We start from the raw sequence: 17,663 nt of genomic DNA, 5'->3' as shown, positions 1-17,663 counted from the left end.
GGCACTGGACTCCTCTCGAACACGTCAGGACGACGACATCGCAACGGGTGCGGCAGGCAGGCCGCAGCCGTTTCGTCGATGTGCACAAGGAGCGGTGCGATGAACGATGCGCGTGCAGTTTCGTTGCCCCTGTCCGTGGCCCAGCTCGGTCTCTGGTTCGGCCAGAAGCTCGCCGGGCCGGGCGCCAACTTCAATCTCGCCGAAGCCATCGATATCCGCGGCTGGATCGATCCTGGGCTGTTCCTGCGCGCCTTGCGCCAGGTGTCGTCGGAAGCCGAGGCCCTGCGCCTGCGCCTGATCGATGTCGACGGCGTTCCGCGTCAATGCATCGTCGGCACCCGCATCGACGATTTCCCCTACTTCGACTTCAGCGACGACAGCGATCCGGCCGCCGCGGCCGAACGCTGGATGGCCGCCGAACTGTCGGCCCAGGCCGAGCTGGACGACAGCCCGATGTGGGCCTGCGCCTTGTTCAAGCTCAGCCACGAACACCACGTCTGGTACCACCGTGCCCATCACATCGTCCTGGACGGCTACGCAGGCGGCCTGATCGCGCGACGCGTTGCCGAGATCTACTCGGCCTACGCGCTCAACCGTCAGCCCGAGGCCAGCGGCTTCCATTCGCTGGCCTCGCTGCTCGAAGCCGAAGACGCCTACCGCGCCTCGGACCGCTGCCGCCGCGACCGCGAGTACTGGCATGAGCAACTCGCCGAACTGCCCGAACCGGTGACGCTGTCGCGACGCCGCTCGCGCGGCGACGGCGGGCTCCGGCGCAGCAGCGGCTTTCTGTCCGGCGACAGCACGCGCCGGCTGCGCGCATTGGGCAAGGAACGCTCGGCGAGCCTGCCGCAGGTGCTGATCGCGCTGGTCGCCGCCTACTACTTCCGCGCCACCGGCGCCGCCGACCTGGTCCTGGGCATGCCGGTCAGCGGGCGGGTCAACCATCAATTGCGGCATACGCCGGGCATGCTCGCCAATGCGGTGCTGCTGCGCCTGCGGATGACGCCGACCCAGACCGTGAGCGAGCTGATCGCCCAGGTCGCACGCGTGGTCGCCCAGGCGCTGCGCCATCAGCGTTACCGCTACGAAGACCTGCGTCGCGAACTCGGCCTGGTCGGCCAGGGCCAGCGCGTGGCCTGGCTTGGGGTGAACATCGAGCCCTTCGATTACGCGCTCGACTTCGGCGGCGCGAGCGGCGTGCCGCGCAATCTGTCCAACGGCTCGGCCGAGGACCTGACCGTGTTCGTCTACGACCGCGGCGACGACGGCGGCCTGCGTTTCGATTTCGACGCCAACCCGGCGCTATACGACGCGGCCGAGCTGGACGAGCACCGCCGGCGCATGCAGCGCCTGATCGACGCCGCGCTCGCCGATCCCGACGCGACGCTGGGCGGCATCGATGTGCTCGGCGAGGAAGAACGCGAACGCCTGCTGCGGCGCTGGAACGACACCGCCGCGCCGGTGCCCGCGCAGACCCTGCCGGCGCTGTTCGCCGAACAGGCCTGGCGCAGTCCCGAGGCCACCGCGGTGCGCTACGGCGAGCGCCGCCTGAGCTATCGCGACCTGCACGTGCGCTGCCTGCACGAGGCCAACCGGCTGATCGAACGCGGGGTCGCCCCCGGCCAGATCGTGGCGATGGCGTTGCCGCGCGACGAGAACCTGCTGGTGGCGACGCTGGCGATCGGCTTCGCCGGCGCGGCATATCTGCCGCTGGATCCCGATACGCCCGACGAACGCCTGGCGAGCATGCTGGCCGACGCCCAGCCGGCGCTGTTGCTGACGTCGCCGCGGCTCGCGCCACGGCTCGCGCGCCTGGGCACGCCGCTGGCGACACTGGCGCCGGCCGACGTCGTCGCCGCGCTGGCGACCCCGCGCGCCTTCGACCTGTCCACGCCCGAGGCCACCGCGTACATCCTCTACACCTCCGGTTCCACCGGCCGGCCCAAGGGCGTCGAGGTCAGCCATCGCAACCTGGGCAACCTGCTCGAAGCGATGCGCCGCCAGCTCGCACCGATCGCCAGCGACCGCTTCCTCGCGGTCACCACGGTGGTCTTCGACGTTGCCGCGCTGGAACTGTTCCTGCCTTTGATAGTCGGCGCGCAGACGGTAATCGCCGGCGGCGACATCGTGCGCGACCCGCCGCGCCTGGCGGCCTTGATCCGCGAACACGGCATCGGCTACATGCAGGCGACGCCGTCGCTATGGCGCATGCTGCTGTCCAGCGGCGACACCGACCTGTCCGGCGTGCACGCGCTGGCCGCCGGCGAGGCCCTGTCCGGCGAACTGGCGCAGCGGCTGGCGCGGCTCGCGGACAAGGTCAGCAATCTCTACGGACCGACCGAGACCACCGTCTACTCCACCGCGATCGAGTTGTCGGACGCGGACCTGGCCGCGCCGCCGATCGGGCGTCCGATTCTCAACACCCGCCTGTACGTGCTCGATGCCGGCGGCAGTGCGGTTCCGACCGGCTGCCCAGGCGAGCTGTACATCGCCGGCGCCGGCGTCGCCAAGGGCTATCTGCATCGGCCGGAGTTGACCGCGGAACGCTTCTTGCCCGACCCCTTCGATCGCGACGGCAGCCGCATGTATCGCACCGGCGACGTGGTGCGCTGGCGCGAGGACGGCGTGCTCGAATACCTGGGCCGCAGCGATCAGCAGATCAAGATCCGCGGCATCCGGGTCGAGCCGGGCGAAATCGAGAGCCGGCTGCTCGAACACGCCGATATCGCGGACGCGGCGGTGATCGCCGAGCCCGCCGGCAGCGAAGGCGGCGTGCGTCTGAACGCTTATCTGGTGCCCGTCGCCGGCGCCACGCTGCAGGTCGATACGCTGCGCCGCCATCTCGCCGAGCGCCTGCCCGACTACATGATTCCCAGCGCCCTGGTGCCGGTGCCCGCGCTCCCGCTGACGCCCACGGGCAAGCTCGACCGCAAGGCCCTGCCCACGCCCGAACGCGGCGAGCGCAGCGGCTTCGTCGCGCCGCGCACGCCGGTGGAGCGCAAGCTCGCGGCGATCTGGGCGGAACTGCTGGGCCTGCCGCGCATCGGCATCCACGACAATTTCTTCGAGCTCGGCGGCGATTCGCTGATCGCCGCGCAGCTGATCGCGCGCCTGCCCGATCGCTTCGGCAAGCGCTTGCCGGTGGCCAGCCTGTTCGAAGCCTCGACCATCGCCGGCTTGGCCGCGCTGCTGGAGCGCACCGACCACGAGCACGGCGATCCGCTGGGCGCGGTGCTGTCCTTGCGCAAGCCGACCTCCTCCACCGCTGCGCCGCCGCGTCCCTTGTTCTGCATCCATCCCATCGCCGGGCTCAGCCTGGGTTACTCCGGCCTGCTCCGTCACCTCGATCCTTCGATGCCGGTGTACGGACTGCAGTCGCGCGGGCTGCGCGGCATGGAACCGTTGCCGGCCAGCATCGACGAAATCGCCGCCGACTATCTCGCCCAGATCCGCCGCATCCAGCCCGAGGGCCCGTATCGCCTGCTCGGCCGTTCGCTGGGCGGGCTGATCGGCCATGCCATCGCTGCGCAGTTGAACGAGCAGGGCGAACGAGTGGAGCTGCTGGCGATGATCGACAGCTATCTGTTCTCGGCACCGACCCAGACGCACGACCCGGCCGACGAAGTACGCGCGGCGCTGGGCTTCCTCGGCATCGCCGCGGATCGCGGCCCGGCGCCGCGCAGCCTGGACGAACTGGCCCCGGCCCTGCTCGCCCACAACGCGCGTTCGATGCCGCTGCTGCGCGAGATCGCGCGCGACCACCCGCGCTTCGTCGAGCATGCATTCGCGGTGATGCGCAACAACCTCACGCTCGCGCGCCGGCACGCGCCGCGCAAGCTCGATCTGGACCTGGTGTATTTCCACGCCACACAGCGCCTGGGCGACCCGTCGGGGCTGATCGAGCACGACCCGGAGACCTGGCGGTCCTATGTCGGCGGCCGCTTCGAACTGCATGCGCTGGACTGCCATCACGAGAGCGTGCTCGACCACGCGCCCGCCGCGCGCATCGGCCAGGTGCTGCGCCAACGCCTGGACCTGTTGCAACGGCCGGCCGTGGACGCGCTCGACGACGACAGGCAGGCATGGTCGGTGGTCCATGCCTGAGCCGACCATGTCCGCCGCGCGGCCCGTCGTCATCTTCACTATCGGCACGCTCGGCGACGTGCTGCCCTGCGTCGCGCTGGGCCAGGGCCTGCGGCGCGCGGGCTATCCCGTGCGCATCGCCACCAGCGCCAACTTCGCCGCGCTGGTGGGCGACGCCGGCCTGGAGCATTACCCGCTGAGCGCGGATTTCCAGGCCATGCTCGACGCCGACCGCAGCATCGCCGATCGCGGCCTCAATCTGTACGCCATGGCGCGCACCTTCCGTGAGCGCTATGCGCACTGGGCCCGGGACTGGGCCGCGGAAGGCCTGGCCGCCAGCGACGGCGCGGGCTTGCTGATCGGCGTCAGCAACGCCATCCAGCTGGCCAAGGCCCTGTCCGAAGCACGCGGCCTGCCGTTCGCGATCGCGCGCCTGCAGCCTCTGACGCCGTCGCGGATCCTGCCGCCGATGGTGATGGCCGGATCTCGCGAGCGCCTGCCGGGCGCGCTCAGCCTGGGCCTGTACAAGCTGATCCATCTGCTGGTGTGGTACGTGATGAAGCCGGCGATCAACGACTTGGTGCGGCCGCAACTGGGTCTGCCGCGCTATCCCTGGCACGGCCCGCATCTGGGCCGCAATGCCCAGCAGGAAAAGACCCTCAACGGCTACAGCGCGGCCCTGCTGCCGCGTCCTGCGGACTGGCCGGAGAGTTCGCAGATCACCGGTTACTGGTTCGCCGAACAGAGCTCGTGGCAGCCCAGCGAGGACTTGCGCCGCTTCCTCGCCGGCGGCGACAAGCCGGTCTATGTCGGCTTCGGCAGCATGGTCAACGCCGACGCGGTCGCTTTCACCCGCACCGTGCTCGACGCGGTCGAACGCAGCGGCTTGCGTGCCGTACTCGCCACCGGCTGGGGCGGCCTGGACGGCGCCGACGGCGCGCGCGACGCACGCACTTACTTCCTGCGCCACGCGCCGCACGATGCCCTGTTCCCCCACATGTGCGCGGCCGTGCACCACGGCGGCGCCGGCACCACCGCCGCCGCGGTGCGCGCCGGCATCCCCTCGGTGGTGGTGCCGTTCTATGGCGATCAGCCGTTCTGGGCGCGTTGCCTGCAACGCCGCGGCGTCGCGCCGCCGGCGCTGCAACGCAAGACCCTGGATGCCGCGCAACTGGCCGAGGCCATCCGCGCCACGCAACAAGCGCCGATGCTGCGGGCGGCGGCAGAACTGGGCCGCACGGTGCGCGCCGAAGACGGCATCGGCGCGGCGCTGGCGCAGTTGCGCGCCTGGGGCCTGCTCGATCCGATCGCGCCCGAAGCGCCGCGGCTGCGGAGCGTCGCATGAGCACCGTCCCCGCACGTCCGCTGACCCTGTTCGAACGCGCCCTGTACGGCGACGGCAGCCTGCCGGGCAACGTCATCGCTACCGCCTGCGTCGAAGGCCGCATCGATCAGACCGCGCTGCAGCGCGCACTGACCCAACTGCAGGCGCGTCACCCGCTGCTGCGCTGCCTGATCGTCGAACGCGACGGCCGGCCGTGGTTCGAAATGCAGCACAGCCCCCTGCCGATCGCCCTGCGTATCCTAGGCCGGAACGGCGACGACGGCTGGATGACGACCTCGGCGCGCGAGCTGCAACGGCGCTTCGATGGCCGCAGCGAACCGCTGGCACGGCTGATCTGGCTGCGCGGCGAGAACCAGAGCGAGCTGGTCCTGGTCTGCCATCACGCGATCTGCGACGGGCGCTCGCTGATGACCTTGCTAGGCGAGCTGCTGCGCTGGTCCGACGGCTCCGAACACGCGGTCGAACCCCGTCACCTGCTGGCGAGCTTCATCGATCTACTGCCCGACTCGGTGCGCAACGACCGCGGCTTGCAACGCAGCATCCGCTGGCGCGCGGCCGCGTTGTCCCTGGCGCTGCGGCTGCTGGTTAGGTCCAGGCCGGCGCAGCGCTACGGCGAGGTCTATCGCGAACTCTGGACTCTGGACGAGGCCGCCAGCCGACGGCTGTCCGAGCACTGCCGCCACGAGCGCGTCAGCACCTACGTCGCGATCAGCCTGGCCTTCATCGCTGCGTTCCGCGCGGTCTGCGGCCCGCGCTGGATCCAGCGCTACACCGCGCCGGTGGACATGCGCAGCCTGCTGCCCGCACTCGCCGACGACGACTTGTTCGGGATCGCGCCGACGATCGCGCTGCAGCCGGGCAAGGCGCGCGCGGGCGAATGCTCGCCGACCGAGTTCTGGGAGCAGGCACGGGCGCTGCAGGCAGACCTTCAGGCCAAGGTCGAAGTCCTGGCGCCCAAGGTCTACCGCAACTTCCTCGGCCTGGAACGCCTGCACGGCGTATTCGAACGCATGGTCTCCTACGGCCGTTCGCGGCGCGCCGGGCGCGAACTGACGCTCAGCAACCTGGGCCGGCTGTCGCTGGCGCAGGACTATCACGGCTACCGCCTGCGTGCGGTGCGCGGCGTCTCCGGCCTGGTCGGCGCGACGCCGGCGCATCTGGTGGTGATGTCGCGCTACGCCGGCCGCTACGACTTCGTGCTCGCCTCCGACGAAGACTCGTTGCCGCGCGCGCAGGCGCAGCGGATCCGCGAACACGCGATGGCGCTGCTGGAATCGATGACCGCGCCGCAGACGCAAACCGCCCAGCACGCGCCCTCGTCCGCACCGGTACGCGCCTCATGACTCGCTACGGCCTGATCTTCGTCCTGTACCAGCCGGGCCCGGAGTTCGTCGACAACTTGCGCCGCGCGCGCGCGATCTGCGCCGATCTGGTCGCGATCGACAACTCGCCCGAACCGGATGCGTCCCTGCACCGGGCCCTGCACGACGAACACATCGACGTACTGGTCAACCGCAACCGCGGCGGCCTGGCCGGTGCCTACAACCGCGGCGCCGAAGTGCTGCTGGCGCGCGGCTGCGAAGTGATCTTCCTGCTCGACCAGGACTCCAAGATCGAGGCCTCGTTCTTCGAACAGATGATGCAGGCCTGCGCCACGCTGGGCAACGACTGCTTCGTGCTCGGGCCGCGCGTGTACGAGATCAACCTGCGCAAATGCATGCCGACCTTCCCGCCGGGCCGGCGCTTCCCGCGGCCGGTGCGCATGACCGAGCGCAGCCAGGGTTTGTTCCCGACCCTGTTCGTGATTTCCTCCGGTTCGGCGATCTCGGCCGCCGCCTATCGCAAGCTCGGCGCATTCCGCGAGGACTATTTCATCGAGTACATCGATATCGAGTACGGCCTGCGCGCCTCCAGCCAGGGCGTGCCGGTACTGATGAACGCAGACGTGGTGATGAACCAGACCACCGGCCAGATCCGCCGCCACGGCAAGCTCTACACGACCCATCACGTCGCCTGGCGACGCTACTACGGCGCGCGCAACGCGGTGCATTGTCTGCGTCTATACAAGGCCCATTGGGGCCTGCACTGGCTCAGCGGCGCGCTGGCCCTGCACCAGAGCCTGTGCGTGGCGCTGTTCGAGCCGGACAAGCTGCGCAAGCTGACCGCCATCGCCTGCGGCTACTTCGACGGCCGACGCGGCAAGCTGGGCACGTTCGAACGCCTGCATCCGCGTATCCACGCCTACTGCTCCGGCGCCGCACGTGGGGCGCCAGCCGCCGCAACCGCGAGCTCGAGGTCGGCGCCGGGAGACGCCTCGTGAGCCGCAAGCTGTCCACGATCGAACATCTGATCGACGGCAGCCTGGTCTATGCGGTCCGGCTCGAAGGCGGCATCGACGAAACTCGCCTGCGCGAGGCGCTGGCGCGCGTGCAGCGCAAGCATCCCGCCTTGCGCGCCACCATGCAGGCGCGACGCGGCGGCCTGCACTATGTCGAAGACAGCGCCGGGCCCATCCCGCTGCGCGTGCTCGACCGGAACGGCGACGACGACTGCCGACGCGAATCCGTGGATGAAGCCGAGACCCCGTTCGCGCAGGGCCAGCCGCAGCTGCGCCTGGTCTGGCTGCGCGGCGCGGACGCCAGCGATCTGCTGTTCGTCGCCTCGCACCGCATCTGCGACGGCATGAGCCTGCTGATCCTGGTTCGGGAAACGCTGCGGGCCCTGTACGACGACGCGCCGCTGCGGCCCTACGCGGCGCTCAGCGCCGCCGATATCGTCGGCGACTACCGCCCCGAACACCCGCGGCGCCGGCGCTGGACCGCGCGCCTGATCGGGCTGCTGCTGCGGGTGCTGCCGCCGCTGCCTGCCCCGCGTAATCGCGAACATCACCTGGAATGGAATGCCGGGCCGGCCCTGTCGGCTGCGTTGCGGCAGCGTTGCAAGCATGAGGGCGTGTCGGTGCATGCGGCGCTGGTGGTCGCGCTGGACAGCGCCCTGCTGACCGCGCTGGGCCGCGAGCGGCTGCCGGCCTGGATCGAAAGTCCGATGGACGGCCGCCGCGGCCGTCTGCCGGCGCTGGCCGACGACATGCTGTTCTACGGTGGCGGCGGCCTCAAGTTCCGCACCGGCGAAGCCGGCGCTGCCGATTTCTGGGAGTGCGCCCGCACGGTGCATCGCTCGATGCAGGGCCAGATCGAACGCGAGACCCACGACATCCCGGGCCGCTACCACTTCTGCGAACTGATCCGCCCCCCGGCGCCGGCGCAACTGCATGCGCTGATCCGGTTCGGCAACGCGCTCGGGCTCAACGGCAGCTGGAACCGCTTCACCCTGTCCAACCTGGGCAATCTCGACCTGCTCGGCGACGACGCTCCGTTCCGCCTGCGCGATCTGCGCGTCTTTGTGCACTCGCGTTCGGTCCGTGCGCTTGGCTTGATCGTCTATGCCCTGCATGGCCAGATCCGCTTCTACTGCATGGGCGACGAACGCTGCATCACTCAGGAGCGCGCCCATGCCCTGCGCGACGCGCTGACGGCGATGCTGGACGCCCAGGTCGGCCGGTCCCAGCCGGTGCTGTCGGCCGAAGCCGGCGCGGCCGGCGTGGCGCTGGCCGGCTAGACGCGCCGATCAAGATTGGATCGACATCGGATCGACGCAACCACGCTGCGGCACCGGCCGTATCGGGCTAACCTGTCGTTCCGACCGGTTGCAGGAATCCGCGATGGCGCTCGTTCTGTACCAGCATCCCCTGGCTTCGTTCTGCCACAAGGTGTTGATCGCCCTGTACGAGAACGGCACCCCCTTCGAGCCGCGCCTGATCGAACGCGCCGCCGCCGACGAGCACGCACGTTTCCTCGACCTGTGGCCGGTCGGCAAGATGCCGGTGCTGCGCGACGAAGCGCGCGATGCGACCGTGCCGGAAACCAGCATCATCATCGAATACCTGGACCGCCATTACCCGGGCCCGTTACCGCTGCTGCCGGCCGACCCGACCGCCAATCTCGACGCGCGCCTGTGGGATCGCTTCTTCGATCTCTACGTCAGCGTGCCGATGCAGAAGATCGTGCTGGACCGCCTCCGCGGCGAAGGCGAACACGACCCGCGCGGCGTAGCCGACGCCCATGCCAGCCTGGGCATCGCCTACGGCATGCTCGAGCACCGCATGAGCGGCCGCCTCTGGGCCGCCGGCGACAGCTTCGGCCTGGCCGATTGCTCGGCCGCACCGGCCTTGTTCTACGCCGGCATCGTGACTCCGTTCGGCGAGGGCTTCCCGAACCTGTCGGCGTATTTCGAACGCCTGTTGCAGCGCCCCTCGTACGCGCGCGTGCTGGCCGAGGCGCGGCCCTACTTCAAGCTGTTCCCCTACTACGAGCGCATGCCGGTGCGCTTTTTGGCCGAGGACTGACGTGCTTGCGGCCGGCGCGTGGCTGCGCCATGACCTGCGAGGTCATGGCCGGCATGCCCGCCCCCGCCTATCATCGGCAGCGGACGCCTAGCCCCCGGGGCCGCACGAGCACGATGACGGATTTCGCAGTCTCCCGTTTGTTCGACAGCGGCACCGTCGCCGTGCGCAACGTGCTGTGCGCCGGTCATTGTCGTCACCGCAGCGCCGAGGAATGCGCGTCCTCGACCCATCTGGTGTTTCCCTACCGCGGCCTCTACCTGCGCCACGTCGGCCAGGACCAATCGGTCGCCGACGCCAACCATGCCCTGCTGTTCAACGCAGGCGAGGCCTATCAGGTCAGCCACCCTGTGCTCGGCGGCGACTCCAGTCTGGTGCTGGCGATATCGGCGCCGCTGCTGCGCGAATTGGCTCCGGCCGAGCTGCTGCACAAGCGCGACGAGCTCGGCTTCAACCGCCAGTCGCTGCGCATCGACGCGCGCGCGCAAGCCTTGGTCGCGTTGCTGCGGCATAGCCTGCAGATCGGCCATATCGAGGCGCTGGAAGCCGAAAGCCTGGCCCTGACCCTGGTCTGCCGCAGCCTGGGACCGCGCACCGCGCACGCCACCGCCGCGACCCATTCGCGCCGGCGCCTGGTGGACCGGGTCAAAGTGCTGCTGGCCGAGGATCTGACCCGGCGCTGGAGCCTGGAGGAGATCGCGGCCGAGATCGGCGGCTCGGCGGTCTATCTGACCCAGGCTTTCCAGCAGGTCGAGGGCCTGCCGCTCTATCGCTATCACCTGCAACTGCGCCTGGCGCGCGCCCTGGACCTGATTCCGCACAGCCAGGACATGTCGGCGCTGGCCCTGGACCTGGGTTTCTCCAGCCACAGCCACTTCAGCGCCGCATTCAAGCAGGCCTATGGCCGCACGCCCACGGCGTTCCGGCGCTCGGCCTACGCCAAGAGCGCGTGAGCGCGCTTCACAAGCGGCTCGTTCACGAGCGGGTCGTCCGCAAGCGGCCCGCAAGTCGCTAAAGATTCCGACAGCGGCCGAGCCGCCGCGATGGTCTCCTGGTCTCGCCCGGCCAACGGGCCCACCTCGGAGAAAATCATGAACGACAACACCTGCGCCGCTTGCGATTGCGAGCTGGACGAACAGGCCATCTCGATCAGCGTCGGCGGCCACACCGTCGAAGTCTGCTGCGAAGAATGCGCGCAGAAGCTGCGCGAAGCGGACGTGCGGCCATGAACGGCGAGACCTACTTCGCCGCGCGCCGCTCGGTCGACACGCCCTCGGGCCGGATCAGCTACGTCGAACAGGGCCAGGGCCCGGTCGCGCTGTTCGTGCACGGCGTGTTGCTCAACGGCTATCTGTGGCGCCATCAGCTCGCGGAACTGAGCGACAGCCGACGTTGCATCGCGGTCGACCTGCTCGCGCACGGTTACACCGAGGCCGGCGACGGCCAGGACGTGTCGGTCACCGCCAATGCGCACATGCTGGCGCAGTTCCTCGATGCGCTGGGCATCGACCGCGTCGATCTGGTCGGCAACGACAGCGGCGGCGGCGTCTGCCAGATCTTCGCCGCGCACTACCCCCAGCGCATCCGCAGCCTGGCGCTGAGCAACTGCGACGCCCATGACAACTGGCCGCCGGAGGCCTTCAAGCCTTTCGTCGCCATGGTGGCCGCGGGCGGCCTGGGCGATACGCTGCAGGCCATGCTGGCCGACAAGGCGGTGTTCCGTAGCGCGTTGGCACCGGCCTACGAGCGACCCGAACAGATCGCGGACGCGACCATCGACACCTACCTGCGACCGCTGCTGGATCCGGCCCGACGCCTCGGCGAACTGGAACGCTTCGTCAATGCCTTCGATTGCCGCCACACCCTGGCGATCGAGGACGGACTGCGCCGCCTGCAGGCGCCGACCCTGATCGCCTGGGGCACCGATGATATCTACTTCCCGCTGGCCTGGTCGTTCTGGCTGCAGCAGACCATTCCTGGCACCGTGCGACGGGTCGAGTTCGACGGCGCGCGCATTTTCTTCCCCGAAGAACGCTGGCAGGACTTCAATCGCGAACTGCGCACGCATTGGCAGACGCACTCCGTCGAACCCGCAAACGCACAGGCGGCCATCGCATGAGCCACGCTCAGATCCGCGCCGCGGCGTCGGCAGGCAAGACCGTCGCCGTCTACGGCGCCTACGGCCATACCGCAGGCTTCGTGATCGACGAACTGCTCCGGCGCGGCCTGGTGCCGCGCCTGTGCGGGCGCGATGCCGCCAAGCTGGCGGAGCTGGCCGACGCCTATCCGCATTTGCAGCGAGGCCAGGCGTCCATCGAAGACCCGCAAGCGCTGGATCGGATGCTGCAAGGCGCCGTCGCGGTGCTCAACTGCGCCGGCCCCTTCCTCGACACCGCCGCGCCGGTGCTGGAAGCGGCGTTGCGCGCGGGGCTGCCCTATCTCGACCTGTGCGCAGAGCAAGGCGCGGTACTCGATCTGGTGGCGGACTACGACGAGCAGGCGCGCGCCGCCGGCATCGTCGCGATTCCGGCCATGGCCTTCTTCGGCGGTCTGGCCGATCTGCTGACCACCGCTGCGCTGGATGGTGCATCAGATGCGGATGCGGTCGAGATCGCGGTCGCATTGGACAGCTGGCATCCGACCCTGGGCACACGCGTGACCGGTCAACGCAACCAGCGTCCGCGGCTGGTGATCGCCGATGGCCGGCTCGCTCCGCTGGCGCAACCGCCGGCGACACGCGAGTGGACGTTTCCGCCCCCGTTCGGCGCGCAAGCGACCCTGGCCCTGCCGTTCTCGGAAATCGCCACCTTGTCGCGGCATCTGCGCTGCGCTCAAGTCGATTCCTACATGAACCTGACCGCCGTGCAGGACGTGCGCGATCCCGGCACGCCGACGCCGACCGCAGTCGATGAAAGCGGGCGTTCGGCGCAACGCTATGTCGTCGACGTGCAGGTACGCCGGGATGGCCGCTCGCGTCGGGCGACCGCGCAGGGCCAGGACATCTACGCGGTCAGCGCGCCGCTGATCGTGGAGGCGCTGGTGCGCATACTCGACGGGCGTGCGATAGCCGTGGGGGTGGTCGCCCCCGGCCAGGCCTTCGACGCCGCGGACTTCCTGACCTCGTTGACTACTCTGGAATGGACGCTGGATCAGCACCCGTGATCGGATCGACCGGCGGGCCGCGCCGCTGCCCGCCGGTCGCGACTCAATAGAACGCGATGCCCGGACGCAGCACCAAATGGAACACCAGGGTCAGGGCGATCAGCGCCAGCAGCGGAATCGCGATCGAGCGCAGCGGGGTCGCGTCGCCTGTGCGCGTGGAGATCGCGAACCAGGCCGCGGCCTGCATCCACGCCACGCCGATCACGTATTCGGCCACCGGCACGATCGCGACCTGATCCAGGCTGCCCGGCACCCGCATCGCCAGGATCAGCGGCAGCGCCAGCAATCCCGGCAGGGTCGCGGCGCGGAACACGAAACCGTTGCGCCGGCCCGGCGTGGCGATCTGCTCCGCGTGCGTGGCCAAGGCCAGCAGCGGGCGCAGCAACCGGACCGCGATCCACACGATCAAGGCCATCGCCAGCAAGGCCGCGACGGTCTTGGTTGCCGCGCTCCATTGCAGGTACTCCATCGCCATGCCCACGTCGTTGCCCGGGAAGATCGCCCCGACCACGAATTGCGGCAGCGCCTGGAAGCAGCCGTGGAAAACCATCCAGAACGCGAACAGGCGCCACAGTGTCGAGCGCGGCGGGCAACGGCGCAGCCAATACGCGCAGATCGCGGCGACGATCAGTGTCGCCACCGCGCCGGTGCCCTGGAACAATTTGGCCAAAGGGTTGTCGCCGTCCCAATAGTGGTTGTTGTGGAACAGGGTCGGGCGCAGCCCCGGCGTGAACGCCTTGGGCAGCACCAGGAACAGCTCCTGGATGAAGAAGATCAGGCTGAAGCACAGCGCGTAGAGCAGCATCGAAGCCAGGATCAGCTTCCAGTCCCAAACCGGATGCAGTGTCGGCGTGGTCGCGCGGTCGCGGCGGCGCAGCAGCCCGGCCAGACCGAGCAGCACGGGACCGCCCAGCGCGAACGCAGGGGCGAAGACGGAAAGAAAACCGGTGGCAGTCATGCGGTCGTGCGGGAGTGGGGACCGCGCGAGTGTAGGCCCAGTCGTGGCCGCGCCGCGATCCTGCGCACGGACTAGCGACGGAATTCGTAGAGCACGTCTTCGCGCATGCGTTCGAGCAGATCCACGCTCAGCGCCTGCCTTGGCACGGCTTCGCGGTCCAGCAGCGCGATGTCCGCGCTTAGCGCGCCGTCGTAATCGTGCAGCAGGAGCCCGATGCGGGCATTGCTCCCATAAGCCAGCACCTCGCCGAGGAAGGCCACCCACACCGCCAGCGCCTCACGCGCCGCGACCGCGTCCACTTCGTCGACGGCGCCGCGCTTGGCCTGCTGCTGGGCCTGCGCGCGCTCGATCTTGGCCTCGCTCCAGCCCTTGCGGCGCAGCCGCTGCGCCGCTTCGGCCGGATCGGGCTCGCGACGCGAGCGCTCCGGCGCCCGCCTGCCCAACGGCGTACCGCAGTCGCAATGGCCCAGGGTGGTCAGGAAGTAACGAAAGCCGGGACCGATCTGGCGCTCGATGCTCGCGTTCGCCATCGGCTGCAACTGCCGGCCGTGGCGGCGCGCGATCGCGTCCAGCGCAGCGATATCGGCGGCGATCGGCAGGGTGGCGGTGATGAAGCGGCACATGCGGCGAGTTTATCCGACCAAGGAGGACGGCCTGAGCTACCTCCATGGCATCCATTCCCCGAACCTCGCCGGCGCAGAAGCTGGCGCGCGGCGTGCGCAAGGGCTTGCCGCAGGCCGGGCGCGGCGGGCCGAGCATGGCGACTCGGCGATGCCGCAGCGCATCGACATGGGTCTCGCGAGCCCGGTCCGGCGCCATGACAGGCGCCGGATCCGCCGGCGAGGGGCCTGCAGGCGCAACTTCAGAATTCTTCACTCGCCGATCAGGTACTTCATACGCAATGCGGCTGTGATCTCGGCTCCTTCCGCCAACGAGAGTCCGCCCATGCCCCTACCCCGCCTCCTGCTGTTGCTCGCCCTGGCCAGCCCGGCCGCGTTCGCCGCGCCCGGCAACGCCACACCTGATGACGGCTCACCCAGCGACGGCTGGCCCGCGGCGCGCGCCGCCGACACCGCCTTCGAGCCGGCGCGGCTGAAGACGCTGGACGTCCGCCTCGGCGACGGCAGCCTCAAGCAGCTGACCAGCGTGATGGTGGTGCAGCGCGGTCAGCCGGTGTACGAGCGCTACTTCAACGGCGCCGACGCCGGCACCCTGCACGACGTGCGCTCGGCGACCAAGAGCGTGACGGCGCTGCTGGTCGGGGCGGCCATCGACCGCGGTCTGCTGCCCGGCGTACAGGATCGCGTCTACGACCGCTTCCCGCAGTTCACCGCCCGCCACGAGGTCGACCCGCGCCTGCGCGCCACCACCCTGGCCGACCTGCTGACCATGAGCTCGCAATGGGAGTGCAACGACGAGAACCCGTTCTCCAGCGGCAACGAGGAACGCATGTACGTCACCGAACGCTGGCTCGACTTCGCCCTGGCCCTGCCGGTCAAGGGCTACGCGCCGTGGATGAGCAAGCCCGCCGACAGTCCGCACGGTCGCGCATTCGCGTACTGCACGGCCGGTTCCTTCGTCGCCGGCGCCGTGGTCGAACGCGCCGCCGGCAAGCCGCTGGCGGAGTTCGCCGCGGAAACCCTGGAGCGGCCGCTGGGCATCGCCCGCAGCCAATGGAACCGCTCGCCCGAGGGCATCGGCATGGGCGGTGGCGGCACCCGCTACCGCACCCGCGATCTGGCCAAGTTCGGCCAGTTGGTGGTCGACCACGGCCGCTGGCAGGGCCGCCAGGTGATCTCGGCCGACTACATCGCGGCGATGACCAGCGAACAGGCGAAAGCCGACGACGACGCCGAGTACGGTTACCAGTGGTGGCGCCTGCACTTCGATGTCGGCGGCCGCGACGTCGCCGCCTGGGCCATGTCCGGCAACGGCGGCAACTACGTGATGGTGGTGCCGGAGCGGCAACTGGTGGCGGTGATCACCAGCACCGCCTACAACCAGCGCAACGGCCATACCCAGTCGCGCGAGATCTTCCGCGAGCTGCTGGCAGCGCTGCGCTGAGGCTCAGGGCACGTCGGCCGGCTTCCATGCGGCCGACGTCACCTGCGCGCGCTGCCTGGCGATGTCGGCGTCGATGCGCGCCAACACGCGGGCGTAGCCGGGGTCGCCGCGCAGCGCCGCGAACAAGGGCGAGGCCTGCAGATAGGCGCGGTCGCGATAGCCGGCAGTGACCGCCGCGTCCAGCGCGGCCGCCGCGGCGACCGGTTGCTGTCGTGCCAGTTCCAGCATCGCCAGTTCCAGGTGCACGCCCGGCCATGGCGCGGGCTGCGTCGGCAACGGGCGCAGCTCGGCGATGCGCCGGGCGACCCAGTCCGGCGTCGGCGCGGGTTCGGCGTAGAGCCCGTTGACGGTGAGTCCCAGCGAGCTCTGCGGCCGCAGCCGCAGCGCTTGCGCGAACGCGGCCCGTGCCGCCGCGCGGTCGCCGCGTTGCAGGGACAGTTCGCCTTGCAACATATATAGGTCCGGATGAGGTGTGCCGCGCGTCAGCGCCTCGGCCAGGGCGCCGGCGGCCTCGTCGTAGCGGCGCTCGCCGAACAGGCTGCGCGGCCAGGCGATGTTGGAGAACACGTTGTCGGGAAACAGACGGAAGTTGGCCTGATGGCGGCGGCGCGCGGCTTCGACGAAGCCGAGCAGTTCCAGTTCGCGCGCGACCTGCACATCGCGGAAACGCACCCGCGCCGGATCGCCGCGCAGCTGCATGTTGCCGCGCAGGGCGTCGGCGACCCTGCCCTGCTCCTGGTACAGATACGCCAGCGAGGAGCGGGTGTTGTCGGCGTCCGGGTCCAGCTTCAGCGCGCGCTCGTAGCCGGCCACGGCCGCACCGATGTCGCCCAGGCAGTCGTGCGCGTAGCCCAGCGCGGACCAGGCCTTGGCGTTGCCGCCGTCGCGGCGCAGCAGCTGCCTGGCCAGGGCCAGGCCGCGCTCGGCGTCGTCGCGGCCGCCGTTATAGAGACAGGTACGCGCACTGGACAGGCGGCTCAGGCCGAGCAACGCCGAGACGTCGTCGGGATCGGCGGCCAGGGCCTGCCGGTACAGCGCGATCGCGCGCTCGTTGTCGTCGGCCTGGCCGATGCCGGCGTAATAGTCCGCGCGCGCCAGCAAGGGCGACTTCGGCGGCGGCGTCCCGTGCCGCCACCACAGTGCGGCGGTCGCAGCCGCCACGACCAGCACCGCAGCCACCGCCCATAGCCAGCGCCGCGCATTCGAGGGCGACGCTACCTCGGCCGTTGCAGCCTCCGCGTCCGCCAACGTCTGCGGCAGCGCACACAATTGATAGCCCTGGCCGCGCACCGAACGGATATAGCGCGGCGCGCGGCTGTCGTCGCCCAGCGCCTGCCGCAGCAGCTTGATGCGCTGGGTGATGGTCTCCTCGCTGACCACCGCCGGCGCCCACACTTCGTGCGCCAACTGGTCGAAGCCCAGCACCTGGTCGCCGTGCGAGAGCAGGCAGGCGAACAGACGGAAGCTCAGCCCCGATACGTCCAGTGCCGCGCCCTCGCGTTCGACGCGTTGGCGCTGCAGGTCGACGGTGAGGTCCAGCAGTTGGAGTCGGGACACGGCTGCGGCGACGAAGCGGAGGGACGCCGCGGGCGCGCGGCACCGGCGATGCTACACGGGTGCGCGCTGCCGTTGGCGCCGACGCGGACGAT

At 70.0% G+C, this 17,663-nt stretch carries 14 protein-coding genes; 11 read left to right on the top strand and 3 right to left on the bottom strand.

All coding sequences use genetic code 11. The features are described from left to right. Positions 1-99 precede the first annotated feature (99 nt). The 10 genes from ASE10_RS10715 (at position 100) to ASE10_RS10675 (ending at position 12,992) form a co-directional block, all read left to right on the top strand. Positions 100-4,104 carry a non-ribosomal peptide synthetase gene (locus ASE10_RS10715; protein ID WP_056304853.1) on the top strand — a complete coding sequence of 1,335 codons (4,005 nt, stop codon included), beginning with the start codon at positions 100-102 and terminating at the stop codon, positions 4,102-4,104. A gap of 7 nt (positions 4,105-4,111) precedes the next feature. Then, positions 4,112-5,428 carry a glycosyltransferase gene (locus ASE10_RS10710; RefSeq protein ID WP_235565906.1) on the top strand — a complete coding sequence of 439 codons (1,317 nt, stop codon included), beginning with the start codon at positions 4,112-4,114 and terminating at the stop codon, positions 5,426-5,428. Further along, positions 5,425-6,771, top strand: coding sequence for a condensation domain-containing protein (locus ASE10_RS10705; protein ID WP_055909243.1), 1,347 nt, complete (start codon positions 5,425-5,427; stop codon positions 6,769-6,771). Before ASE10_RS10710 ends, ASE10_RS10705 begins: the two co-directional genes overlap by 4 nt. Beyond that, on the top strand, positions 6,768-7,748 hold the full coding sequence (locus ASE10_RS10700; protein ID WP_055909245.1) for a glycosyltransferase: 981 nt from the start codon (positions 6,768-6,770) through the stop codon (positions 7,746-7,748). Before ASE10_RS10705 ends, ASE10_RS10700 begins: the two co-directional genes overlap by 4 nt. Then, entirely contained in the window at positions 7,745-9,046 is a 1,302-nt protein-coding gene (locus tag ASE10_RS10695) for a condensation domain-containing protein (RefSeq protein ID WP_055909246.1), read from the top strand. Before ASE10_RS10700 ends, ASE10_RS10695 begins: the two co-directional genes overlap by 4 nt. Positions 9,047-9,149: 103 nt before the next feature. After that, positions 9,150-9,833, top strand: a complete 684-nt coding sequence (locus ASE10_RS10690) for a glutathione S-transferase family protein (RefSeq protein WP_055909248.1) — start codon at positions 9,150-9,152, stop codon at positions 9,831-9,833. A 113-nt stretch (positions 9,834-9,946) separates the two neighbouring features. Then, positions 9,947-10,783: an AraC family transcriptional regulator gene (locus ASE10_RS10685; RefSeq protein WP_055909256.1), complete on the top strand. Its 837-nt coding sequence runs from the start codon at positions 9,947-9,949 to the stop codon at positions 10,781-10,783. A 138-nt stretch (positions 10,784-10,921) separates the two neighbouring features. Then, positions 10,922-11,059, top strand: a complete 138-nt coding sequence (locus tag ASE10_RS20750; RefSeq protein ID WP_200945888.1) for a hypothetical protein — start codon at positions 10,922-10,924, stop codon at positions 11,057-11,059. Then, complete coding sequence (locus tag ASE10_RS10680) at positions 11,056-11,949, top strand: alpha/beta hydrolase (protein WP_055909266.1); 894 nt, start codon at positions 11,056-11,058, stop codon at positions 11,947-11,949. The genes ASE10_RS20750 and ASE10_RS10680 overlap by 4 nt, the downstream gene beginning before the upstream one ends. After that, the gene (locus ASE10_RS10675) at positions 11,946-12,992 is read left to right on the top strand and encodes a saccharopine dehydrogenase NADP-binding domain-containing protein (protein WP_055909271.1); all 1,047 of its coding nucleotides are present in this window, start codon (positions 11,946-11,948) and stop codon (positions 12,990-12,992) included. Before ASE10_RS10680 ends, ASE10_RS10675 begins: the two co-directional genes overlap by 4 nt. 43 nt (positions 12,993-13,035) lie before the next feature. Here ASE10_RS10675 and ASE10_RS10670 read toward each other — a convergent pair whose 3' ends face one another. Both ASE10_RS10670 and ASE10_RS10665 read right to left on the bottom strand, forming a co-directional pair. Next, a complete protein-coding gene (locus ASE10_RS10670) occupies positions 13,036-13,950 on the bottom strand; it encodes a hypothetical protein (RefSeq protein WP_055909274.1) in 915 nt (304 codons plus the stop codon). A gap of 71 nt (positions 13,951-14,021) precedes the next feature. Continuing rightward, a complete protein-coding gene (locus ASE10_RS10665; protein WP_056304849.1) occupies positions 14,022-14,573 on the bottom strand; it encodes a hypothetical protein in 552 nt (183 codons plus the stop codon). 322 nt (positions 14,574-14,895) lie between these two features. Here ASE10_RS10665 and ASE10_RS10660 point away from each other — a divergent pair, with 322 nt between their 5' ends. Continuing rightward, positions 14,896-16,014 (top strand): serine hydrolase, encoded by a 1,119-nt coding sequence (locus ASE10_RS10660; protein ID WP_056304848.1) that lies wholly within the window; start codon positions 14,896-14,898, stop codon positions 16,012-16,014. A gap of 3 nt (positions 16,015-16,017) precedes the next feature. Here ASE10_RS10660 and ASE10_RS10655 read toward each other — a convergent pair whose 3' ends face one another. After that, positions 16,018-17,571 (bottom strand): winged helix-turn-helix transcriptional regulator, encoded by a 1,554-nt coding sequence (locus tag ASE10_RS10655; RefSeq protein WP_055909282.1) that lies wholly within the window; start codon positions 17,569-17,571, stop codon positions 16,018-16,020. Positions 17,572-17,663 lie beyond the last annotated feature (92 nt).

It is taken from the genome of Lysobacter sp. Root76, from assembly GCF_001428685.1.
Lineage (GTDB): Bacteria > Pseudomonadota > Gammaproteobacteria > Xanthomonadales > Xanthomonadaceae > Lysobacter.
The sequence above is the reverse complement of the archived record's forward strand: the minus strand, read 5'-3'. Positions and strand labels throughout refer to the sequence as shown.